The sequence below is a fragment of the Niallia sp. FSL W8-1348 genome, from assembly GCF_038006745.1.
GTDB classification, from domain to species: domain Bacteria; phylum Bacillota; class Bacilli; order Bacillales; family Cytobacillaceae; genus Niallia; species Niallia alba.
In genome coordinates, this window is sequence record NZ_JBBOVV010000001.1 from 2,538,192 (window position 1) to 2,562,682 (window position 24,491).

19 protein-coding genes are annotated in these 24,491 nt (G+C 35.8%); 5 read left to right on the forward strand and 14 right to left on the reverse strand.

The window, feature by feature from the left end:
* The first annotated feature begins 139 nt into the window (after window positions 1-139).
* From NST60_RS12170 to NST60_RS12180, 3 genes are all read left to right on the forward strand, one after another.
* On the forward strand, window positions 140-2,923 hold the full coding sequence (locus NST60_RS12170) for an ATP-binding protein (RefSeq protein ID WP_224427790.1): 2,784 nt from the start codon (window positions 140-142) through the stop codon (window positions 2,921-2,923).
* 12 nt (window positions 2,924-2,935) lie between these two features.
* Window positions 2,936-3,793 carry a CheR family methyltransferase gene (locus tag NST60_RS12175; RefSeq protein ID WP_016201618.1) on the forward strand — a complete coding sequence of 286 codons (858 nt, stop codon included), beginning with the start codon at window positions 2,936-2,938 and terminating at the stop codon, window positions 3,791-3,793.
* A 217-nt stretch (window positions 3,794-4,010) separates the two neighbouring features.
* The gene (locus NST60_RS12180) at window positions 4,011-5,126 is read left to right on the forward strand and encodes an IS4 family transposase (RefSeq protein WP_100525938.1); all 1,116 of its coding nucleotides are present in this window, start codon (window positions 4,011-4,013) and stop codon (window positions 5,124-5,126) included.
* 164 nt (window positions 5,127-5,290) lie between these two features.
* Here NST60_RS12180 and NST60_RS12185 read toward each other — a convergent pair whose 3' ends face one another.
* The 3 genes from NST60_RS12185 to NST60_RS12195 all read right to left on the reverse strand — a co-directional run bounded on the left by NST60_RS12185 (window position 5,291) and on the right by NST60_RS12195 (window position 8,047).
* Window positions 5,291-6,436 (reverse strand): fused response regulator/phosphatase, encoded by a 1,146-nt coding sequence (locus NST60_RS12185; protein WP_016201619.1) that lies wholly within the window; start codon window positions 6,434-6,436, stop codon window positions 5,291-5,293.
* Between the two features lie 199 nt (window positions 6,437-6,635).
* Window positions 6,636-7,319, reverse strand: coding sequence for a DUF4956 domain-containing protein (locus NST60_RS12190; RefSeq protein ID WP_016201620.1), 684 nt, complete (start codon window positions 7,317-7,319; stop codon window positions 6,636-6,638).
* 29 nt (window positions 7,320-7,348) lie between these two features.
* Complete coding sequence (locus NST60_RS12195; protein ID WP_101728924.1) at window positions 7,349-8,047, reverse strand: polyphosphate polymerase domain-containing protein; 699 nt, start codon at window positions 8,045-8,047, stop codon at window positions 7,349-7,351.
* Window positions 8,048-8,298: 251 nt separating this feature from the next.
* Here NST60_RS12195 and NST60_RS12200 point away from each other — a divergent pair, with 251 nt between their 5' ends.
* Window positions 8,299-10,284 carry a carbohydrate-binding domain-containing protein gene (locus NST60_RS12200; RefSeq protein ID WP_169189459.1) on the forward strand — a complete coding sequence of 662 codons (1,986 nt, stop codon included), beginning with the start codon at window positions 8,299-8,301 and terminating at the stop codon, window positions 10,282-10,284.
* Between the two features lie 95 nt (window positions 10,285-10,379).
* Here the strand turns inward: NST60_RS12200 and NST60_RS12205 are convergent, their stop codons facing one another.
* Window positions 10,380-11,222: a hypothetical protein gene (locus tag NST60_RS12205; protein WP_212117636.1), complete on the reverse strand. Its 843-nt coding sequence runs from the start codon at window positions 11,220-11,222 to the stop codon at window positions 10,380-10,382.
* 328 nt (window positions 11,223-11,550) lie between these two features.
* Between NST60_RS12205 and NST60_RS12210 the strand changes: the two genes are divergently transcribed.
* The gene (locus NST60_RS12210) at window positions 11,551-12,666 is read left to right on the forward strand and encodes an IS4 family transposase (RefSeq protein WP_100525938.1); all 1,116 of its coding nucleotides are present in this window, start codon (window positions 11,551-11,553) and stop codon (window positions 12,664-12,666) included.
* Between the two features lie 142 nt (window positions 12,667-12,808).
* Here the strand turns inward: NST60_RS12210 and guaC are convergent, their stop codons facing one another.
* From guaC to NST60_RS12260, 10 genes are all read right to left on the reverse strand, one after another.
* Window positions 12,809-13,789: a GMP reductase gene (guaC, locus tag NST60_RS12215; protein ID WP_341098851.1), complete on the reverse strand. Its 981-nt coding sequence runs from the start codon at window positions 13,787-13,789 to the stop codon at window positions 12,809-12,811.
* 223 nt (window positions 13,790-14,012) lie between these two features.
* The gene (locus NST60_RS12220; protein WP_016201623.1) at window positions 14,013-14,660 is read right to left on the reverse strand and encodes a class D sortase; all 648 of its coding nucleotides are present in this window, start codon (window positions 14,658-14,660) and stop codon (window positions 14,013-14,015) included.
* 1 nt (window position 14,661) lies between these two features.
* Window positions 14,662-15,846, reverse strand: coding sequence for a processed acidic surface protein (locus tag NST60_RS12225; protein ID WP_016201624.1), 1,185 nt, complete (start codon window positions 15,844-15,846; stop codon window positions 14,662-14,664).
* A gap of 121 nt (window positions 15,847-15,967) precedes the next feature.
* Window positions 15,968-16,630, reverse strand: coding sequence for an SIMPL domain-containing protein (locus NST60_RS12230; protein WP_254415922.1), 663 nt, complete (start codon window positions 16,628-16,630; stop codon window positions 15,968-15,970).
* 343 nt (window positions 16,631-16,973) lie between these two features.
* Window positions 16,974-18,182, reverse strand: coding sequence for an MFS transporter (locus tag NST60_RS12235; RefSeq protein ID WP_341098852.1), 1,209 nt, complete (start codon window positions 18,180-18,182; stop codon window positions 16,974-16,976).
* A 13-nt stretch (window positions 18,183-18,195) separates the two neighbouring features.
* Entirely contained in the window at window positions 18,196-18,615 is a 420-nt protein-coding gene (locus NST60_RS12240; RefSeq protein WP_016201627.1) for a MarR family winged helix-turn-helix transcriptional regulator, read from the reverse strand.
* A gap of 195 nt (window positions 18,616-18,810) precedes the next feature.
* The gene (locus tag NST60_RS12245; protein ID WP_341098853.1) at window positions 18,811-20,817 is read right to left on the reverse strand and encodes a catalase; all 2,007 of its coding nucleotides are present in this window, start codon (window positions 20,815-20,817) and stop codon (window positions 18,811-18,813) included.
* Between the two features lie 277 nt (window positions 20,818-21,094).
* Window positions 21,095-22,531: an NAD(P)/FAD-dependent oxidoreductase gene (locus NST60_RS12250; RefSeq protein WP_341098854.1), complete on the reverse strand. Its 1,437-nt coding sequence runs from the start codon at window positions 22,529-22,531 to the stop codon at window positions 21,095-21,097.
* Between the two features lie 448 nt (window positions 22,532-22,979).
* Window positions 22,980-23,432 (reverse strand): hypothetical protein, encoded by a 453-nt coding sequence (locus NST60_RS12255; protein WP_101728789.1) that lies wholly within the window; start codon window positions 23,430-23,432, stop codon window positions 22,980-22,982.
* Window positions 23,429-24,187: a hypothetical protein gene (locus NST60_RS12260; protein ID WP_016201631.1), complete on the reverse strand. Its 759-nt coding sequence runs from the start codon at window positions 24,185-24,187 to the stop codon at window positions 23,429-23,431. The genes NST60_RS12255 and NST60_RS12260 overlap by 4 nt, the downstream gene beginning before the upstream one ends.
* Window positions 24,188-24,491: the final 304 nt, after the last annotated feature.

Consider the following 24,491-nt stretch of genomic DNA (forward strand, 5'->3'; position numbering starts at 1 on the left):
AATAAGCTTGAAAAGTTGTACCATGAAAAAAAGTAATATAAACTATATGAAATAGAGTAAAATAGAACAAATTCCCTTTTCATTTTTGTTACAGATACTATACTATTAAAATAGAAAATAAGTTAAGGAAGGTAATCAAATGGAATCGAAATTTAAATTTGGAATTCGCTCCAAAATTATCCTTGGTTACATTGTTATCATTCTTTGCTTACTTGTGTCGGTAATTCTACTAAATAATCAAATTCGTTCCCTTCAGCAGGAACGTAACTCGATTATCAATTATGATTCTCGCATATATGAATTAACTTCTTCCATTGAAAAAAGTATATTAGATATGGAAACAGGTCAGCGTGGATATATAATCACAGGTAACCAAAGTTACTTAAGTCCGTATAACGATGGGAAGGAAAATTGGGAAACGCAATTTGATGAGCTATATCATTTAATGCAAAATAAACCTGCACAGCAGGACAATTTGCTAGAAATAAAGGAAAGTATTGAGAGTTGGATTAATATAGCAGGAGAGCCAACCATCCAATATAAAGCACAAAACAATACAGAGGCACTTAATGAATTTTTCGAGGCAGATATTGGTCGAGATTACATAAACGATGTTACAGCAAAATTTATGAATCTTAGAGATACTGAAAAGACAGCATCTGCTAATAGAGCGGCACAGCTAGATAAACAAAATAATATATTAACGATCGGGTTATTTGGTGCATTAGTTTTGATTTCACTTGTCGCTATTATGATGGCGAGTCAAACATCTAAATCAATTGTTAGAACGATAAGAGAAGTAACAGGATCTATTAAGACAATTGCTGCATCTAAAGGAAACGTCACTACCCGAATTCATGTCCGGACAAACGATGAAATAAAAGAGCTTGCTGATGCAACAAATGGACTTCTTGATGCCGTAGAGCAGAGAGAATGGTTACAATCTAATGTTGCTGATATTGTTATGAAATTTCAAGGGATTCCCTCTATTGAAACATTGGCTAGCGTGTTTATAACAGAAATAGCACAAAAAACAGATGCAAGTTTTGGTGCCTTTTATGTAAAGGATAAACAACAGAAAAAGGAAATGTATGTAAAAACAGCAACCTTTGCTGAATCAGGCGATACAATTGGAAGAGATTCTTTCCAATTAGGAGAAGGGCTTATTGGACAAAGCGCAAAAGAACAACGCATTCTGTACTATAAGGAAGTTCCAAGTGATTATCGCTTAATTGCAACAGGTTTAGGGGATGTATCGCCACGAAGCATTATTATTGTACCGGTTATGTTTGAAGGAGGCGTAATTGCTGTATTAGAGCTTGCAACCATGACAGAATTTACAAAGCTTCAACAAGATCTAATAGCTGGTATAGTGGAAACGTTCGGATTAACCATCAATAGTATTATGGGGAGAATGGAAGTAGTTCGCCTATTAAATGAATCGAGAGCCATGACAGAAGAGTTACAAGTACAATCAGAAGAACTGCAGACACAGTCAGAGGAATTGCAGTCCCAGTCTGAAGAGTTACAAATGCAAAAAGAAGAACTGATGGCTACCAACGAGCAGCTAGAAGATCGGACAAGAGAAGCGGAAGCGAAGACAAGAGATTTAGAAAAAGCAAAAGAAGAATTAGAAGAGAAAACAGAATTGGTCATTCAAAATTCTAATTATAAATCAGAGTTTTTAGCTAATATGTCTCATGAATTAAGAACACCGCTAAATAGTATTCTTATTCTATCAGAAATGTTAGCTGAGAATGATTCGAATCATTTATCGGCAGAAGAAATGGAATTTGCGAATGTTATTCATTCCTCCGGTAAAGATCTTCTTTCCCTTATCAATGATATTCTCGATCTTTCAAAAGTAGAGGCAGGAAAGCTCGATGTACATTTTGGAGAAGTAAGTATCCATGATATTACTTCACAGTTGGAAAGAAGTTTCGCTCCTGTTGCCAAACAGAAGGATGTAGAATTTGTTGTGAATAAACAGGAAGATCTGAAGGATATTTTATATACAGATGAAAAGAGATTCCAACAAATTATTAAAAACCTTTTATCCAATGCGTTTAAATTCACGGAAAGTGGAACAGTATCTTTAAATATTAAGAAGAAAAACCAAATGAGTCGTAGTATGAGAGAATTAAGCAGTGAGTGGTTGGAAGTTTCTGTGTCGGATACAGGTATCGGAATTCCGAAAGATAAACATAAGCTTATCTTTGAAACATTCCAGCAAGCAGATGGTGCTACTGTACGTAAGTATGGAGGTACAGGTTTAGGATTATCCATTTGTAGAGAATTTGCTAGATTACTAGGTGGTTGGATTTCCTTGAAAAGCACGGAAGGTAGGGGAAGTACCTTTACTCTCATTATTCCAAGTCTTCCGAATGGAATAGCTGATGCTAAATTGAATATTAGTGAAATGAATGTTGCTGCAACTATGGAAGTGAAAAAGCAAGAAGTTCGCCAAGAAATAGATCTAGAAGAACAAAAGCAAGTGGAAGAAAGAAAAACGGAAATCATGATGACTAATGATGACCATGAAAATGTATTTAAAGGGAAAAGGGTATTAATTGTAGATGATGATAACCGTAATATTTATGCTCTAAAAACGACGCTTGAAAAAAGAGGGATGGACGTCCTTGTTGCGTATAATGGTAGGGAATGTCTGGACATTCTCGATGGAACAACGGATTTAGATGTTATTCTAATGGATATTATGATGCCAAATATGAACGGTTATGAAACAATGACTATTATTCGTCAAACGATGAATTTGACAGAGATACCTATTATTGCCTTAACTGCAAAAGCGATGAAAAACGATCGAGAAAAATGTTTAGAAGCGGGTGCATCTGATTATATTAGTAAGCCGCTAGATTTAGATCAGTTATACTCGGTCCTAAGAGTATGGCTAGCTAAGTAAGGAGGAACGGTTATGGATCATCCATTCCTGAATAACGAACAAGAGGTAGAAAATCAAGATCATGCAGACGTTGAAGTAGATCTGCTGCTTGAAGGGATTTTTCGATTATCAGGTTTTGATTTTCGTCAATATAACCGATCCTCTATTACGCGCAGAATCTATTATAGAATGAAGATGGATAATATACCTACGATTACGAGATTGCTGGAAAAAGTGATTCACGAAGACGCTATTCTAGAGCAGCTTCTAAATGACTTTTCCATCAATGTAACGGAAATGTTTAGGAATCCAAGTTTTTTTCGCACATTTCGAGAGCAAGTAATTCCCCATTTGCGAAAGTATGATGAAATTCGGGTATGGCATGCAGGTTGTGCTACAGGTGAAGAAGTATTTTCAATGGCTATTCTGTTGGAAGAAGAGGGGTTAAAGGATAAGGCCGTTATTTATGCCACAGATATGAATGAAAATGTTCTTGAAAAGGCGAGCAAAGGTGCATTTCCTCTGCATAAAATGCAAGCATATACGAAAAACTATATGCTTGCCGGAGGAACGAATGCTTTCTCGGAATATTATAAAACAGATCATCAATTTGCTTATTTTCATTCTGATTTGTTGAAAAATATTATTTTTGCTCAACATAATCTGGTTACGGATCAATCGTTTAATGAATTTCATGTGATTATCTGTAGAAATGTTTTGATTTACTTTAATCCAATGCTCCAAAATCAAGTCCATCATCTCTTTTATGAAAGCTTAAGTAAAGATGGATTTCTTGGTTTAGGAGATAAAGAGACATTAAGTTTTGTTGATGTCATGCCAAAATATAGAGAGCTAGCAGGCGGAGAAAGGCTTTATCAAAAAATCTATTAGCTTCATATCCAGCTCTAACAACAAAAGAAAGGATTTCTCCTATGGTGAGAAATCCCTTTTTATTTATAAACATTCAATCACTAGTGTTGCGTTAATTTAATTTAACTATTAAAAATACTTGAAATGTTCAATTTTATCATTTTATGCAAAGAAAAAGTCCTTTATAATGGATAAGTTAGGTGGTAACCCGTCCAAATCCACTAAAAAGGACTATCGCATGGACAAGATTACACGAAAAACTTCATTTGGACAATGGTTTTCACCAATAAATCTTCAATTATTTGAAGAAAACGTGAAAACGTTGAAATTAGATTTCTATACGAAAAAACTAACGACAGAGTCATTTCTAAAATTATTACTTTTTGCGCAGCTAGAAGAAGTCGAAAGTCTGCATGCGCTGAGCGATTGTCTTTTCGATGATCAACTGCAAAAGGGCATTGATCTTGATTCTATCAGTATTTCCCAACTCTCACGCCGTTTAAATGGCATGAATCCAGACTTATTCCAAAAGCTTTTCCTTGATTTAGTTTCACAAATTCATGCCAAAACGCACAACACGAAACTTGTGATGCCATTAAAAATCATTGATTCAAGCACATTGCCTCTCAATTTGACTAATCATAAATGGGCAAAATTCCGCAAAACAAAAGCGGGTGTTAAATTGCACTTACGCCTTGTGTTTATGGAAAAAGGTATATCCTATCCCGAAAAGGCCATTATGACAACGGCCAAAGAACATGACCGCGGTCAGCTTGAAGTAATGGTTGATGACAAGGAATGTATGTATGTGTTTGACCGTGGTTACTTAGACTACGAACGCTTTGATCGGATGACAGATGACGGCTACTTTTTCCTTTCTAGGCTGCGAAAAAACGCAGTCATACGGGAGGTTTACGATTTTAAACTACCCGAGAATACATCTGTTTTGTCGGATCAAATGGTGTTGATTGGTACGACGCAAAACCGTGCCGAAAATTACTTTCGTCTTCTAAAAGTGATTGATTCAAAAGGAAATGAGCTTCATTTAATCACAAATCGTTTTGATTTAAGTGCTGAAGAAATCTCAAAGATGTATAAATCACGCTGGGCGATTGAGTTATTTTTCAAATGGATTAAACAACATCTCCATATCAAAAAGTTTTACGGCCAAAGCGAATGGGCAATTCAGAATCAAGTGTTTATCGCACTTATTGTTTTTTGCCTGCATGTTCTCGCACAAATCGAGACAAAAAGTAAACGAAAAACCCTACAAATTAGCCGATATTTACGGGCAGCTTTGTGGAAACCAGCACATATTTGGCTTCGAAAGATTGAAGGAAAAACCATTCCTTAATAAACAAATTGTCGTCGTCTCTTAAGTCTAATTGTAAAAAAATTTCCAAATGGATGGATCCACCTTTAGTTGGGTATTTACTTTTTTGGCTCTTAACAGGGGACATATTTAAACTGAATATTCTAACAACATTTATGCAACACTAGTGACATTCAATATAAATATTAATTGTTTGCTTTTGCTTGGATCATTAATACACACATATCATCTGGCTGATCGGACTGTTGCTCTTTTGTAAGTAAATGATCCATTACGGAACAGGTATGTTCCCATCTTTTAGAGGAAATAGAGCGAATTTGTTTTTCTGCTTCAAATTCGCAAGGACCCATTGCTTCTAATACCCCGTCTGTATAGAGAATAATTTGGACATCTTTCTCAAAGGAAACCTCTTTTGTATTAATTTCCATTTCATCAAAAAATCCTACTGCACAAGTACTTTGTTCTAACGTAACAACATCATTTTCATCCACTAACATATATCCATAAGGATGCCCTGCATTAACATACTCCACTGTTTTTTTCTTTGTATCAATTACTAAATAAATGGCAGTAAAGTAAAATGGAAGTCCCTCTTTTTCATTTTTTAATAAAGTCATGTAACGATTTAATTCTTTTATAACCAGGTTAGGCTGTACTAATTGTTTAACTGATTCTCTTAGGACAGAAGAGATAAACATACATACTAAAGAGGCGGAGATGCCGTGGCCCATCATATCTAAAAGAATAATTGCATATTTATCCTCATCGACTTTATACCAATAATACATATCACCTGCCAGATTAAAAGAGGGCAAATAGGAAACTTCGATATGCATATGCTCATCTTTTAAGGGAGAGCTCAATAAGCTTCTTTGTACATGAGTTGCTAAATCTAATTCGTACTGAATCTTTTTCTCATGTTGGGTATGCCAATCAAGTTCGGCTTTTAACCGTAGGGCAACGCGTATTCTTGCAAGGAGTTCAATTTTATCAAGAGGCTTCGTGATATAATCTACACCGCCAATATCCAAGGCTTCCGCAAGTTTATTTTTATCCTCTAATGCTGTTACAAAGATAATCTGTATATCCTTAAGGTGTTCCACTTTTTTAATACGTTTACAAGCTTCAATGCCATCTATTTCTGGCATCATAATATCAAGTAATATTAAGTCCACACTATTCCCTGTGGAATGAGGAGCATCAAGTTGTAAATAATGAAATAATTCATTGGCTGAGGTAAGTGAGACACAATCATCGTACCCAGCGTTTTTTAGTATTTTTTCCATTACAAATAGATTGACAGTATTGTCATCTACTAAAAGAATAGTCATAATTCTTATAACTCCTTGTCTATTATGATGATAAGAAAAATTATGTATAACTTGCTTTATTAATAACCATCAAGTATATATAATTATACAGCTATTTATTAGATAATAATAATTATTCGTACTGTATATAGAGAAGAAATAGAGGAAAAAAATAAAAACATCGAAGCATAAGTATGTCTTTGCTTCGATGTTTCTATTTTTATGCGGTGAAGTTGCCATCATAACTAAGCATAATTGCTGACTTTACACCATCAAGCTTAGAAATGTTATTGATGAAAGTAGCATTGTTCTCTTTTACACGAATTTCGTAAGTTACTTCAAAGTCATTTCCTGGCATAATTGATTTTGATTTAACCGAGAATTTTTTTGCATGATCGGAAATAGTCTTTGTTAACGAATCCTCCAATGATTCATTTGTATATTTAATAACTAATAAATATGGATTTTCGATCTTAATACGGTTTGTAAACAGAATAAGTACAATTCCAATTAAGAGTGCACCTAATATAACTAGAACAATAAATCCTGCACCACAAAGAATTCCAGATACAATTGCCCAGAATAAATATACTAAGTCCATTGGATCTTTAATTGGTGTTCTAAAACGTACAATGGATAATGCGCCGACCATTCCAAGTGATAGTAAGACATTGGATGATATTCCGATAATGATTAAGGCAGTTGCCATCGATATAATAATAAGGGAAATATTAAAGGTGTGAGAATATATTACACCTGAAAAAGTTTTTTTGTAAACATAATAGATGAATAAACCGACCCCAAAAGCTACTAATAGTCCTATTAATGAATCAATTACTGAAAAGTTACTTGTTTTTTCTAAAATACTTGATTTGAATATATCCTCGAAACTAATATTACTCATAATTGTTCCTCCTTGAAAATGTATATTTATTATCCGTACATTCTACTGATTTGATATTTAGAATAGGTTCCTTTTCTTCTATCACTTATTTGCAGAAGGTTTTTGATTATTTCAGGCAAAAATTCATCGTATTTAACCTCTAAAATAGTGATATTTGGGTTGGTTTCAACCATAGGTAAATCTCTGTTTAGAACATCATTATTGCGAAAACTTGTTTGAATAGAACTATCAAAGGTTACCCGGACATTTCCATAACGATATATAAAGACTTCACGTACATAATCTACAACTGTGTGTGGCTTTAGCTGATATAAACTCATATGAATGAATAATTCCTTGATCAAGTCACGAGGGTCATTTTCCATCCACTTAATATCTCCGATGCGGATTTTTTCATATTCTTCTGCAGTAATTCTACATTTATCTTTATAGGTCAAATTATTGCGTTTGCTCTTTCTTTCTAAATTTAAATAGTTTGTATTATAGTCATACAGCCTTACTCGAAATTTATCGCGATTAAGAAGACCTTCTTTTTTTTGTGTGAGTGCTTTGTTTTCAAAATTATCGAAGTAAACACTTCTAATTAGATACTTCCCATCATTAGTAGCATGGGGGTCAACTTCCATTACATGCTTTAATTTATTTCTTAATAGATAACAATCTATTTGATTTAATTCATGTTTTAGTTCGGTTCTACCATTTAAACCGTTTAGTTTTTGTGCTTCCATGTTGATTCTCCTTTCTTTTAGCTGCTTGGACACATTATCATTTATAAACCTTAATCTATCCTTAAGATTTTTAAGTAGGTTTTAATTTTTTATAAAAATAGTGTAAAAGCAATTGGTGGAGAGGCTAGTAGAGGAACTTTTCTCCCATATATAGAAAGAAACAGGAAAAATAAATAAAAACCAACTTCTAAAGGAATTGTTAAGGTTTTGCACTCATAATGAAGGCATAGTAAAAGAAAGGAGACATGATAATGAAAAAAAGTAAAATGAAAAAGTTAGTCTTGCCTATTGCATGTACCTTGCTTTTATTTGCATGTAGTAAGGATAGTGATAACTCTAAAAATAGTAATGCTGGCTCACTTAGTGAAATAGATGTGAGTGCATATATTAGTGAAAATATAAGTTATGAGGAGGAGGATTATCAAACGAATTGGGAAGACGAAAATTCTATTTCTATTACTTTAAATGGAGACAAAGTTTCTTATGATGAATCTGCGGCAATAATGACATCTGGAACGACTATTACAATAAGAACTGGAGGGGTATATGTTTTAAGCGGTGACTTGGAGGACGGACAGATAGTAGTTGACGCACCGGATACAGGAAAGGTTCAACTCGTTTTAAATGGAGTAGACATTCATAATAGTAAGTCTGCGGCGATTTTTATAAAGGAGGCAGAGGATACCATTATTACCCTTGCAGAGGGTACGGAAAATCAGGTGTCTGATGGAGAAACTTATACGGAAGATGATGGATCGGGTGAGCCCAATGCAGCAATCTTTAGTAAGGATGACTTAACAATAAATGGGACAGGTGTTTTAGAAGTAGTTGGGAATTATGATAATGGGATTGGAAGTAAAGACGATTTACGAATTATGGAAGGAACGATAAAAGTAACTGCTGTAGATGATGCTATTTTGGGCAGAGATTTAGTAGCGATAAAGAGTGGAACATTTGATATTAATGCGGGTGGAGATGGCATTAAATCAACGAATACAAATGATACAAAAGGTATTATTGCCATTGAAGATGGTACATTTAATATAAAAGCTGGAACAGATGGTATACAAGCTGAGTCCTCTCTCTATGTGGCAGATGGTGATTTTACCATTACAGCAGGTGGAGGCAGCCCTGAGACTATCGAAGTAAGAGAGGAAATGATGGGAGGACAACCTTGGGGAGATAGCGCGGAAGAAGAGACGGAAGTGGAGGATACACCAAGTACAAAAGGGTTAAAGGCAAATAAGGAGATCGCTATTGGTAGTGGAGCGTTTGAGATAGATACGTTAGATGATGCTGTTCATAGTGATGCAAACATTACAATCATGGATGGTGAATTTACTATTCTAACTGGTGATGATGGTATTCATGCAGAGAATGAGCTTTTAATCGCTAATGGAACGATCGATATTAAAAAAAGTTATGAAGGAATAGAAGGAAAAACAGTCACTATTAATGACGGAGATATCTCCGTTATAACAGCAGATGACGGTATTAACGTTAGTGATGGTAGCAGTGAAAGTGCCGCCCCTGGTGAAGGAATGGGAATGGAATCAGCAGGGAATGCATTGCTAACCATTAATGGAGGAAATGTCTACGTAGAGGCAGATGGAGATGGATTGGATGCAAATGGATCAATCGTGGTAACAGGCGGTACGATCATTGTTAGTGGCCCAACGAATGACGGAAACGGAGCGTTAGACTATGATGGTAGTTTTGAAATAAGTGGAGGGACATTAATAGCACTAGGCAGTTCAGGGATGGCCCAGGCAACATCTGATACATCTGAGCAAAATTCTATAATGATGACTTATTCAGAGACACAAAAAGCAGGCACACTTGTTCATTTAGAAGATAGTGATGGGAATGCTATTGTAACAGTAAAACCGAAAAAAGATTACCAAACAGTTGTGATTAGTTCATCGAAGATTACAAAAGATAGTACTTATGTATTGTACTCTGGTGGAAGTAGCACAGAGGTAAAAAGCAATGGTTTATCGACAGGATCATATGAAAAAGGAACAGAAGTTGTTGAATTTACTGTTTCCGATACATTAACCTATGTAGATGAATCTGGTATTTCAGAGGCACCTACCAATAATATGGGGGGCCCAGGTGGTGGCGGTGGCCGAGGACAAGGCGGAACACCACCAAGCGGTAATTTCGAAGGTGGCCGAGGACAAGCCCCCGAGGGTAATCAAAATAATGGACAAACTAACGAATCTAGTTCTCAATAAATGTTGTTCATTCTTGTCAATTTAGAAGAACGAAAAAGGACATTGAGCATTTACTCAATGTCTTTTTTCATACTTTTTTATTATATTACCTCTCGTTATTTTTCTCTAAAGGTTAAATACCTCTTTGCCCGCTTTGGATATACTCCTGCTGTAAGAAGTAGAGACCAAGTTGCTTGACCTTCTAAGCGCCCGATAGAGCCATGCAGAATTATCCCGAGAAACTGTTCATCAACAGGAATTTTATTTACTTGAAATTGTTTATTTGTATGGATATTGGAAAGATAAACGGTGTTTCCATCTATATTGGTTATTTGAAAGAAATTATCCTTCACCTCCTTACATTCCTCTAGGCGTTGGCTAACCTTTGTTAAATCTTCTTGATAATTCCAATCTGATTCGAAAAATTGAGGATACATTTGGAGATATAATCTATTTAACAATTCCTCGCATAACTGTAGCTCATTAATCGTCTGTTCATAAGGAGTTAACATCTTTGTCCATGTCGTTTTCTCCCTGTGGTCTAGCCATATGGAAAACTTTTTAAATTCGGAGATAAAGTATTGGATACTATCGCTTTCTTTGGAGATTTTTAAAGCATTAGGTAAGTGAATGTAAAGGAGTAACTCGATGAAAGATTTTTTGCATTTATGCCAAGAGGTGGGCATGTTATCTTCTAGGTAGTCGGTCAGATAACTGGAGAAGGTTCGGAGAAATTCATTACGGAAAAAATCAGTAGGATTTTCTTTTTTATAAGCAATTAAGTCATCGCCGTAATACTCAAACAGTCCTCTATATCGCATATTAAATTGGGAGCTAATTTCTATTTTCTTTAGTATCTCGCTTCTGCTTTGTGTGCCGGTAAGTGGGATGAGTTTAATTCTCGTTTCTGGGGATTTCGACCGTTCGCGGTGGTTTGTGTGGAAGGAAAAGCTCTTCATAAAAATTCAATCAACCTTTCTTTTTCTATTTTGGGGATTATAAGAGGTAATTCTAGAGGTTAACTATATTATACTTTGATTATGAATCTATGTCACTATTTAACTGGGTGTTTCTGTAAAAAACAGAGAAGGACTTATTGAGTAAGTCCTTCTCTGTTTTTCTTGAAAATTAATATACCTTATCTCCCACTAGTGTTGCATTAATTTAATTTCACTATTAAAAATACTCGAAATGTTCACTTTTATTATTTTATGCATAGAAAAAGTCCTTTATAATGGATAAGTCAGGTGGTAACCCGTCCAAATCCACTAAAAAAGGACCAATCTCATGGACAAGATTACACGAAAAACTTCATTTGGACAATGGTTTTCACCAATAAATCTTCAATTATTTGAAGAAAACGTGAAAACGTTGAAATTAGATTTCTATACGAAAAAACTAACGACAGAGTCATTTCTAAAATTATTACTTTTTGCGCAGCTAGAAGAAGTCGAAAGTCTGCATGCGCTGAGCGATTGTCTTTTCGATGATCAACTGCAAAAGGGCATTGATCTTGATTCTATCAGTATTTCCCAACTCTCACGCCGTTTAAATGGCATGAATCCAGACTTATTCCAAAAGCTTTTCCTTGATTTAGTTTCACAAATTCATGCCAAAACGCACAACACGAAACTTGTGATGCCATTAAAAATCATTGATTCAAGCACATTGCCTCTCAATTTGACTAATCATAAATGGGCAAAATTCCGCAAAACAAAAGCGGGTGTTAAATTGCACTTACGCCTTGTGTTTATGGAAAAAGGTATATCCTATCCCGAAAAGGCCATTATGACAACGGCCAAAGAACATGACCGCGGTCAGCTTGAAGTAATGGTTGATGACAAGGAATGTATGTATGTGTTTGACCGTGGTTACTTAGACTACGAACGCTTTGATCGGATGACAGATGACGGCTACTTTTTCCTTTCTAGGCTGCGAAAAAACGCAGTCATACGGGAGGTTTACGATTTTAAACTACCCGAGAATACATCTGTTTTGTCGGATCAAATGGTGTTGATTGGTACGACGCAAAACCGTGCCGAAAATTACTTTCGTCTTCTAAAAGTGATTGATTCAAAAGGAAATGAGCTTCATTTAATCACAAATCGTTTTGATTTAAGTGCTGAAGAAATCTCAAAGATGTATAAATCACGCTGGGCGATTGAGTTATTTTTCAAATGGATTAAACAACATCTCCATATCAAAAAGTTTTACGGCCAAAGCGAATGGGCAATTCAGAATCAAGTGTTTATCGCACTTATTGTTTTTTGCCTGCATGTTCTCGCACAAATCGAGACAAAAAGTAAACGAAAAACCCTACAAATTAGCCGATATTTACGGGCAGCTTTGTGGAAACCAGCACATATTTGGCTTCGAAAGATTGAAGGAAAAACCATTCCTTAATAAACAAATTGTCGTCGTCTCTTAAGTCTAATTGTAAAAAAATTTCCAAATGGATGGATCCACCTTTAGTTGGGTATTTACTTTTTTGGCTCTTAACAGGGGACATATTTAAACTGAATATTCTAACAACATTTATGCAACACTAGTGCTTATCTCCATTAAAAATAGAGTTTTTAACGATAACATAATCAACATTGCGAATGGCATCTAACTTTTTGCCGCCAGCATAAGAGATGGAAGATTGAAGATCTTGTTCCATTTCTGTTAATGTATCTTGCAGAGAGCCTTTATGCTCTACAAACATTTTTTTGCCTTCGACATTTTTCTTTTCTCCCTTTTGAAACTCAGAAGCAGAGCCGAAATACTCTTTATATAGTTTCCCTTCTTTTTCGGTTGTTTCACCTGGAGACTCTTCATGTCCAGCAAATAATGAACCAATCATAACCATTGTTGCTCCAAAACGTACAGATTTTGCGATATCACCATGTGTACGGATACCACCGTCTGCGATAATTGGCTTACTCGCAGCTTTTGCACACCAGCGCAATGCAGCTAACTGCCAACCACCTGTTCCAAAACCTGTTTTAATTTTTGTAATACATACTTTTCCAGGGCCGATTCCTACTTTTGTTGCATCTGCACCTGCGTGCTCTAGTTCTCTCACTGCTTCAGGAGTTCCCACATTACCAGCAATGACGAAGCTATTAGGTAAATGCATCTTGATATGCTTAATCATCGCAATCACTGCATTCGAATGACCATGAGCAATATCAATTGTAATAAATTCAGGAACGAGGTTTTCCTCTGCTAATTGTAAAATAAAGTCATATTCTTCTGATTTTACACCAACACTGATAGAGGCAATCAATTCACGAGATTGCATATCACGTATAAAAGTCTTGCGTGTTTCTGGCTGGAAACGGTGCATAATATAGAAATAGCCATTCTCAGCTAAATATACTGCAATTTTTTCATCAATAATGGTTTGCATATTGGCAGGAACTACGGGTAGCTTAAATGTATGACCGCCAAGTGTTACGGTTGTATCACATTCTGAACGGCTTTCTACAATACATTTAGCCGGAATTAATTGTATATCTTCGTAATCAAACACGTTATCCATTAAATACACTCCTAAACACGAATATTAAGGTCGGTATGATCTAAAAATGTTCGACCATTAGGTACTTTACATTATTTTTGCTAAGATGTCAAAGATTTTCATCTAATAAGAAATTATAATTGAAGCGTTCTCATTTTTTGTGAAGAGGTAGAATATGTGTGGAAAAGTGGAGAGGAGTAAGAGAAAACCTTATATCTTAAGATACAAGGCTTTAGATCTGCTATTAATATATAGTTGAATCAATTAATTCGGATACCAAAATATACCTTTCTGGTGCAGCACCAATATATTGAAAGGGATAGCAGGTAGAAACAGTTAATGTTGCTTTTGGTTTTGGAACGATCACTGACCGATCTTCCTTATCGACAATTCGTACATTTTTTATTTTGTAAGTAAATTCCCCTGCAGAGGTGGTTACAACAAGTAAATCTCCCTTACCTACTTCTCCAAGACGGCGAAAAACAGTGTCACGATGCCCGGAAAGTACAGAATTATCCTTTTCGCCTGGTAAAACACTTCCTGCGAAATGTCCAATTCCTTTTTCTAATTCATCTTCATTTGTCCCATGGTAGATGGGGAGTTCCATCTCTAATTTAGGAATATACAGCTTACCGATATTATCGCCAACATTTGGACGAGAGGAATATAGCTCTTTATTCTTGGTTTCTTCTTGTATATTTTCCTTAATTTTTTTTGGTGTTTCAGCAGAAGTTATTTGTGCAGATTGAAAGAGAAAGTATCCTTTAAGAAAAGTATACGCATTTGTAGTGCTGAACCATATACCAAATCCTACGAGGATAACAGCTGCAACAGATAGAATCACATGGTGCTTCTGTCTTTGACTTCTCCATTTCTTTCTTTTTGTTCTCATGTTAAATCTCTTTTTTACGAGATCTTTGTAATAGGAACAGACCAGCTATCATAATTACTGTTCCAATCAATATATTCTGTACATAATTTGCTGCTGTTTTTGGAAGCTTTGCGCCTTTTACTGTTTGTATCGTTTGAGGTTTTTTCACCGTTTTCTTTGCATCAGCAGTTTTTGCAATAATCTCCTTTGCTTCTTGCAAATCTTTTCCGGTTTCTTTAATCACTTCACTACCAAACATTTCAGCCGTAAAAAGAATATCAGCTAAAAATTGTCCTTCTTTACTATAAATCTCTAATAGTAAATCAGCACCATTCGTAGATTGTAAGGATAATAGATTATTTATTGATATTTGCTCTTTTTGCCCATCTTTTACAAGGTAGTACTGAATATCAATTTGAAAAATATCAAGTAATTCTGTGAAAATACTTAATAGCTCGCTAATTTGTTCCGCAGTTAATTCATCCGCCGATTCAAATTCTTCAAAAGCAATCATTCGATCACTAAGGACGAGTAAACGATCTAAGACAGTAGGGTCCTCAAAATCTAGTTTCTCCAAATGGTTTAATAGATTTTCAATTTCTGCTTCTGTTAATCCGATTTCATCGAATAAGCCAAAAATTTCTTCATCTGTAAATAAACCATTCTTATAGAGATCAACCATATAATCAAGGTCCTCAATGTATTCGTAATCATCTAAGGAATCATTGTTGTTTATTAAAAAGGCCTCTAGCTCCTCTTTTGATGCAAAGCCGTACTTAGTTAGTAACTCTTGAAGATTTTGTTCATCAATTGGAGTACCAAACTCACCGTTGATATAAAAGTCAACAAAATCATAAAGTTCTTCCGCGAAAATAAGATATTCTCCGTCAAGAACATCTTGACCTTTATCTATATCCCCATTTTCAATAAGAAGTTCATTTAATTCTTCTCTTGTTAATTCAAAATCTATTAATACTGGCTGAATGGACTCTTCACTGAGAGGAGTGCCTAATTCGTCAATCGAATAAAAATCTTCTAATGTCCATCCTTTACTTGTTAAGTAGCTAATATATGCTTCCTTTTCCCAGCCGATATCTTGTAAAAACTTTTCAAGTTCCTTATCATTAGTTTCTATTGCAAATGAAGTACTAGGCAATAGAGTAAAGCAAAGAGAAAAGCAAATTACAAGAGATAATAGTTTTTTCATAAGTTCCCCCTAGGAAATATTAGTAGTATTACCAGATAATTATAATTGGTAGAACAATTTTTGAATAGAGGGGAATTTATAAAATAATAGGGAAATATTAGAAATAGAAAAATGTTACTTTTTAATAGGAAAATTTAGCTTCAACCTTCGCTTCTATCATTAACTGTCCAGGTTCTAGATTAGTAGAAACTCCTCCTACCTCCGCAAATGAGACTTTTGCAAGCGGGATAGGAACATTAGATCCAGATGGAATCTCTAGTACCTTTACTGGGATAGGGTCTATTGTTATGCGCAAGGTTTCAGCAATTGCCTTTGCCTTTGATAAAGAATCTTTAATTGCCTTTTGAAGTGCTTGCTCGTAATGATCTGAACGATTGCTAACATCAAAGTGAATACTGGTCACTTGATTTGCACCGTTTTGTACGGCTGTATCAATAACAGTACCAGCAAGCTGAATTGTTTCTACGAGGATAGATAGCAAATGGGTTACTTTATAGCTTTTGAAAACTTGTTTATTCTCTACGTAGTCATACTGAGGAAAAATAGTATAGTCAATGGTTTGAATATTGGCAGAAGGGACGCCTAAACCTAAAATAGAAGTCACAACCTGTTGGTGTGTACTAGCATTTTCCTGCTGGGCAGTTGTTACATTTTTGGACTCTGTGTTAATACCAAGTGTGATCTTGCAAATATTCGGTTCAATTGACAACGTACTATTTCCATATACTGTTAAGCTTCTTTTTGACGGGACATGTGTGTAAGAAAGTGGAGAGGAAGGGTACATTATTATTCACCTCTGTATTTTTTATTAATTCTATAACAGTTGTTTATGTGGCAGTGTTTATTCGTCTCTTAAAATTTTCTTCTATATATGAAATACGTGATCCATTACCTTTTTTCCTTCTTTAGAAAACGTCTTATATCGCTTGGAACTACTTGTTTGGTGTATGAAAGTAGGAAAAACAGTTTTATAAAGAATATACAGATTATAGAATTATATGAAGAAAAAATTCAATCCTAATAGATATTTTGAAAAATATGATCCATCCGGAAAAGGATATGATCCAAAACAAGAATATATGATCCAATCTCAAAAAAGGACTGCCTATTCAAGGGCAGTCCTTTTCTCACATAGAAGATGAAGCAAAAACTTTCGTCTTTCTTTCTAATCTTCCATAAAGAAGATAATAAAGAACGATAACAACAAGAGCCAGGGCGCTTAATATCATATAAAGATGAGGATACCCAGTAAGCGGTATAAGGAAACCAAGTACATATGGGCCAAAGCCTAAGCCTGCATCTAAGAAAATGTAGTAGGTAGATGTTGCAAGTCCAATGCGATGAGGAGCGGTCACCTTGACTGCTACAGCTTGAGCACAGGATTGCATATTACCAAAACCAAATCCAATGAATACTCCAGATAATAATAAAGTGAAGCTGCTTTCTGACTGGCTTAATAAAAGCAGACCTGCACTAAGTAGAATGATAGCAGGATACATGACGTAATTCGCACCCTTGCTGTCCATTAGTCTGCCAGTAAATGGTCTGGAAACCATAATCGCTGCTGCATAGACGATAAAAAAGAAGCTAGCTGCATCTACGAGATTAATTTCCTTTGCATAAAAATTAATGAAGGATAGAACGCTGGAATAGCAAAGGGAAACAAGTAGGATAATAAAAGCGATAGGTAAAGCCTTTGGCTCCAAAAAGCTAGATAGTTTTAAGCCCTTTGACTCGGCTGTATTTTCAACTGTAGCTTTTGTTAACTCAGGTACGGTTACTAAAATTCCAATAAAAAGAGAGATGATTCCTAAAAGAAAACAAAAGCTAAAAATAATTTGGAAGGTGGTATGCTGGCTCATAAATAATCCAATGAAAGGGCCAATGGCAGTTGCTAAGGTGGTGCTCATGCTGAAATAGCCAATTCCCTCACCTTTTCGGGAAGATGGAATAATATCTGCCACAATAGTTCCGGCAGCAGTACTAGCAATTCCAAGTGTAATTCCATGTAAAAATCGATTAAATAAAAGAAAATTAATACCCAAATCTACAAAATAGAGACCGGTAGTAATCGTAAAACATAGAAGACCGATCATTAATGTTTTTTTCCGGCCAATACGATCGATGGCCTGCCCGATAAATAGGCGGCCAATTAACGTTCCGATAATAAAGATTCCTGTTACTAAACCAGCTTGACTTGTTGTAGCATGAAATTCATCGACTGCAAAGACAGCGATGGTTACCATTAATAAATAAAAAATAAGCGTTAAAAAGAAATTGACAGAGGAAATAACAATAAATTCCTTTGTCCATAATTTATCCTTTGGCGTTTCCACTAAAATAATCCCCCTATTTTAATAAATTATTTCGAATACTGCTCATAATTTGAATCGCTTCTTTTAAATCATTTTCAGTTAAATTATGAACGATTTCTTCTTCAAATTTGTCGACAGCAATACGTACTGTTAAATACGTTTCTTTTCCTAGTTCGGTTAACTGCATTCTCTTCTCGCGTTTATCTTGGCTTGTCATCTGTTCTACGTAGCCTAGTGCTTCCAGCTGTTGGATTGTTCTTGTAATCGTTGGTTTCTCCACCCCTTGATAACTAGAAAGCTCCACTAAGGTTGCAGAACCATATTCATATAAACAAAACAGGATGGTCCATTGTGCCCTTTGAATATGGTGGGTTCCTAACACGTGCACAAGTTTGTTTTCAAATGGTCGATACAGCAATAATAGTTGCTGAAAAAAACGCTGTGATGTTTTCATAAGTTTTTCCTCCTTTCGAAAATGGTTATCTAAGGTAACTGTTATCATTGGTAACTATTAATATAGCAGATACATAAGGTACTGTCTACGGGGTAAAAGTATAGTTTTCACTAAGGAAGGCTTATAAATGTAAGGTTTGGGAGGAATAAAAAAGATTTGCTTATATCTGATGAATATAAGCAAATCTTTTTACGATTATACGGTTCTACTCCAAAATCTAGCTTCTGCTACACCTGTAACAAAGTTATTAATGGTAACTTTAGTAAGATCAAATATACCAGGTTCATTTATGGTGACTCGGCTTTTTTCTAGTGCAGCATAGTCACTTACGGAAATACCTAGAGGTTTAAAGTGATTAAAAGTCATTTCTATAAATTCGATGGCTTTATTCTCGAGTTTGCCATTTGTGCTAATAAGTAATGCAGCATCAAAAAGGCTAGCATCGGCAGTATCATATGTGTCTGTTACTTTTAATTCTCCATCTATCGTATGCAGATTTTTATCAACGATGCTAAAATTGACTTTATTAGCTGCTAAAGCCTGAACCCATTGAAGTAATTGGGCATTATCTGGCTCTCCGTTTAAAAGAATCGCAACACAACGAGTGTCGGGTTTCTTTACAGTAGTGGCCATGCTTAAGGCTGGAGATTTATTGGCTGATTTTACTTCTAGGTTATCTTTAGGCAATACTGCCCCAATGTTATTAGCAACTTCTTCTGCAATACTGCGATCAATGCGGTTGAGAAGTTCTACCGCATTGTTTTTAACTGCTTCTGATTTGCACTTTCCAAGTTCAAAACTAAAAGCATCTCTCACATGCTGTTGTTCAAATGGTGTTAAGCTATTATAAAAAAGTTTAGCTTGTGAATAGAAATCAAGGAAGCTTTCACTGCGACCCCTAATTTTTCCACCATCCACTTTTTCCTGATAATGCTCATAACCGCCTTGATCAACAGGTACTGGTTCTGGCTGATTATTATTCAATCCATTCTTATGATAGCTTGTTTGTCCATGATGAATGGTCATTTGATGCATGCCATCTCTTTGATTATTGTGAAAAGGACATACTGGTTTATTAATCGGAATTTGGTGGAAGTTAGGTCCGCCCAGTCTAGATAATTGGGTATCTGTATAAGAGAATAGACGCCCTTGTAATAATGGATCATTGGAAAAATCGATTCCAGGTACAACATGTCCAGGGTGGAAAGCAACTTGTTCTGTTTCCGCAAAGAAATTATCTACATTTCGATTCAAGGTTAATTTCCCAACAATTTTAACAGGAACCTCTTCTTCCGGCCATATTTTTGTAGGGTCTAATATATCGAAATCAAATGCAAATTCATCTTCTTCAGAAATAATTTGCAGACCAAGTTCCCATTCAGGATAGTCACCTTTCTCAATCGCTTCGTATAAATCCTGGCGGTGGAAATCAGGATTTTTCCCAGCTGCTTTTTGTGCTTCATCCCAAACTTGAGAATGAATACCTAGTTTCGGTTTCCAATGAAACTTAACAAAATGAGCTATTCCTTCTTTATTAACAAGTCGGAAGGTATGCACACCAAAGCCCTCCATCATTCGGAGACTCCGGGGGATAGCTCGATCGCTCATTGCCCACATTACCATATGGGCTGTTTCATGGTTTTGACCAACAAAGTCCCAAAAAGTATCATGTGCACTGGCTCCTTGGGGAATTTCATTATGGGGCTCCGGCTTTACTGCGTGCACGAAATCAGGAAATTTAATTGCATCTTGGATGAAGAATACTGGAATGTTATTTCCAACTAAATCATAATTGCCTTCGTCTGTATAAAATTTAACAGCAAATCCGCGCACATCGCGAACAGTATCACTAGAACCTCTAGAGCCTTGGACAGTAGAAAATCGAACAAAAACAGGTGTTGTTTTATTTGTATCATTTAGGAAATCGGCTTTCGTGTATTCTTCAAGAGATTCGTATAATTGAAAAACGCCATGTGCACCGACTCCACGTGCGTGAACAATACGTTCAGGAATTCTTTCATGGTCAAAGTGAGTCATTTTTTCCCGAAAGTGAAAGTCCTCCATTAAGGTAGGACCTCTTAGTCCAGCTTTTAAGGAGAATTCATCCTCTGCCATTTTTAATCCCTGATTGGTTGTTAATCCAGCCTGTTGTTCATTATCAATGGTGTATTTTTTTAACTGCTCGATTTTTTTGTTTTCCATTAAAATACCTCCTAAATGATAATATGTATCAATTAATAATCATTATTTTTATTTATACCCAATATTATGTATTTAAAACATGCCAAATAAAAAAGCTAAGACTGCCTATAAAAGGGTCCTAGCTCTGTTTATCACACACTTAACGGACAGTTAGACTCAACCGAAAGCTTGCAAGAATTAGAGGAAAACAGGTGGAAGAACCATTATCCGTAAAGGGTCTGAATGGTTAAATAACCATTAGTGAGGGAGGAACCCCACACTAATGGAAGTTTCCTTTTTAAATAACTTCTGAGGTGTCTTCTTGATTTACAGGCCATTCCCCTGTAAATTCTTCGACATCGTATTCGAAAAAATCTTTTAAGTTAGCGTCCTTATCATCCAAAAATAATTCATCCGTAATGGCTGTAACAATACGGGGGATCCCATATCTCATGCCAGAAAGGGCAGAAGCAGATAAGCCACAGCTAATCAATGCAGCATAATTAAAGGAGTATATGCCATGAAGCAATGGTTCTCCTTCTTTGTCACGGCTAATAAAAGCGAAGCCTGGGCTCAAATAAGGATGCGCATCAAGCGTAGGAGCTGCAATTTCTGCCGGAGCTGCATAGCAGTCCTTCCAACGGGCGATATGCTTTTCTAGTAAGTGTAACTCTGGACGCAATTTTGGGTCTGTTAATAAACCAGTACTAATGAATAAGAAATCAAATAAATAGTTTCCTTTTGGGGTAGTTATTTCTGCTTGCTTTCCTTTTTCTGTTACTTTCACCCATGGAGAGCTAAGGTGAAGATGGAAACCTGACCAAGAAGATGCGCGATTAAAGGTATCATTTGTTGGTGGTTGATTATGCTGAAAAAAGTGAGCAATGCCTGCATATTTATCTTTATCTGATAAGGCAGGAAAATGCTCGATCATTCCAGACACTTCCATTTGCCTGATAGGATTAATACGTTGCATTTTTTGGCGCCGAACGAAAACATGAGCTTCGGCAATCCCTTGAGATAAGGCGTAATGGGCATTATCAAAAGCAGAGGCACCACCACCCAATATAGCGACTTTTTTCCCTTCTAATGAATCAAAATCAATTAGTGAGGAGGTATGAGCGTATAAATGAGAAGGAAGATTATCAGAAATCATTGGAGGAACATGCCATTCACCGCCCCCTTGGATGCCAGTAGCCAGAATTACCTTTCGAGCAAGCAAGGATGAGGAAGCTCCCTTTTTTTTAATATGCAGTCGATGAAGCCCCTTTTCTAAAGGTTCAATTAACGTTAGCTTTACTTCATTTTGAACAGGTAATTGAAGGGTTTGCCGATACCATCTTAGGTAATTCATCCAATCTCCACGGGGAATTTTATCAATCTTTTCCCATCCTTCTACCCCAAACTGTGCTTCCCACCAAGAACGAAAAGTAAGAGAAGGAACTCCGAGATCAATAGAGGTTAAATGTTTAGGAGTACGTAACGTGACCATACGGGCATAGGTCTCCCATGGTCCCTCTAGGCCTTCTTTATTTTCGTCGATTACAAGAATGTTTGATACTCTTTCACGTAAAAGACCAAATGCGATTCCTAAACCAGATTGTCCGCCACCAACAATGACGACATCAAAAACATGTCCTTCTGCATGCGTTTTTGGACGAACCCAATTTGGTCCTCGATAATTAAGGTAAGCTAGATCTGATTGTACGCGTTTATTTAAGGTTTCTAAGCTCATAATACTAACTTCCTCTCCTTTTAAAATAAGGCTGTTTTCGTAAAGTTTGTTGCGATTACCCGCAGCCGGAACACACTTCGCTTTCCGTGGGGCTAGGCTTAAGCCTCCTCAGCTTCGCCTCCGGGGTCTCAGACTGTCTCGCTAATCCCCGTGGCGTCTTCGTGTATTCCGGCTGCTCCATTTTTCCAACTAATTCTTTTTTTCTATTGAAAAAACAACAATCCTTTAGAAAACAGCCTAAAATGAAGTATATGTAAACATTCCTCACGTCAATATGCCATGCCAATATATTAACATGTTCCTTTGTTTATTGTATGTATATAATGTCTAAATTTTCTAAAATCTTTTGGTCAATTCGTTTAAAAACTGTACATTAAAAAAACGAATAATTACAGAAGTCTAAAGCTATCACCATTGGCTTTTTGGCTTTTGTTATTATTCGTAAATATCACATTCTTTTTCTCATGCCAATACTCTGTGCCTTATGCCTCCATAATATTTCTTTAATGGTTGGGGCATCCTCTTTTGAGCTTTGGATAAGTACAATAATTTCTGGCATGCTTGGATGCATCTTATTTTTTTTCTTTCGTTGGAAAAGATAATACAAGCAATAACCGCTGAAAAATCCGATAATCGCTGCAAGGATTCCACTAAAAATTGGTCCTACTACTAATTTAAAGCCTACGCTTGCTCCAATGACTGCTAAACCAGTAGCAAATGCAATACCGATTTCAAAAGAAGAAACATGTAGATCTGCAGAGTCCTTTTTTTTATTGCTTTTAGGAGGGAATTCATCCATATATAGTACCATCATTTCTTCCGGAAGGATCCCTAATTCTTCTATTTCGGAAAGTGCACGCTCGATTTCGATAGATGGTTGAAAGGTTCCGACTATAATCATCCCTTTGCACCTCTTAAACTAAACTTGGAACCTGCATACCGATCTGTTAAGCGTTTTTGTTGAGAATCATTTGCAAGCTTATTATGTTGAATACAGGTAATATACGAATGGTAAACAGAACCCCCAACTACTGAAGGCATGAATAGTAACCAATGTGGATTTAAAATGGTAATGGAAGAATCGAAATTACCTGTAATAATCAATACGATAGCTTTATGAGCGTGAGATAGTATAACATATGTCCACCACCAAAATATCGCATAAAATCCTAAGAATATTCGATGGTTATACAAATGTCCTAATCCAGGAAATGTTAGAGAATAGAGAATCCCTAAAAGAGGACTCTTATTTTGCAAATATTGTATTTCAAATGGAAATATTTCTAAACTAGCTAAATCTGGTGTAGAGAGTTCAACGAATTTATTTAATTGAATGGCTGAACGATAGCTATCCCCTATAGTTATTAAATAAATAACAATATAGCCAATCATCCAATCTATATTGATAACCGATTTAGCTAGCTCTATTTCTCCGCAAAAGGAGTAAATCATAGCTTCATTAATGTGGGCACCAGTATTAATAATCACTTCTAAAATGGTTAGGAGCGTCGCACGAGCATACTGATTAAGAAGGTAATGCCCAAATCCTGGGAAAACAGCTGACCACCAAGCGACTAAACAAGGTTTTTGATGCATTAAATAGGTAATACCAGCTGTACTATACTTTGCTTGAGGAAAGGTTAAGCTTGTACTCATTTACATACCTACTTACTTATTTTGGAATATACATTAGGTTATGATATTAACAAAATCCTATTCATGTATTTACAAAAAATAGGAGGTGGAATTTTTAGTAGAAAGCGGAATATTAAGGAAGTATTTATCCCTCTCTGTCTGTTAAGATCCGATAAGTAGGAGGAAGAACTCCTGCTGATGGAAGTTTTCTTTATATGTTCATCATGTGAATAGGCTTTCATCGTATGAGTAAAATGTTTGTGGGAGAATAAATATCCTTTTTGTCTAGTTGGGGGACTCGTCCCCCAACTAGACAAAAAGGCCA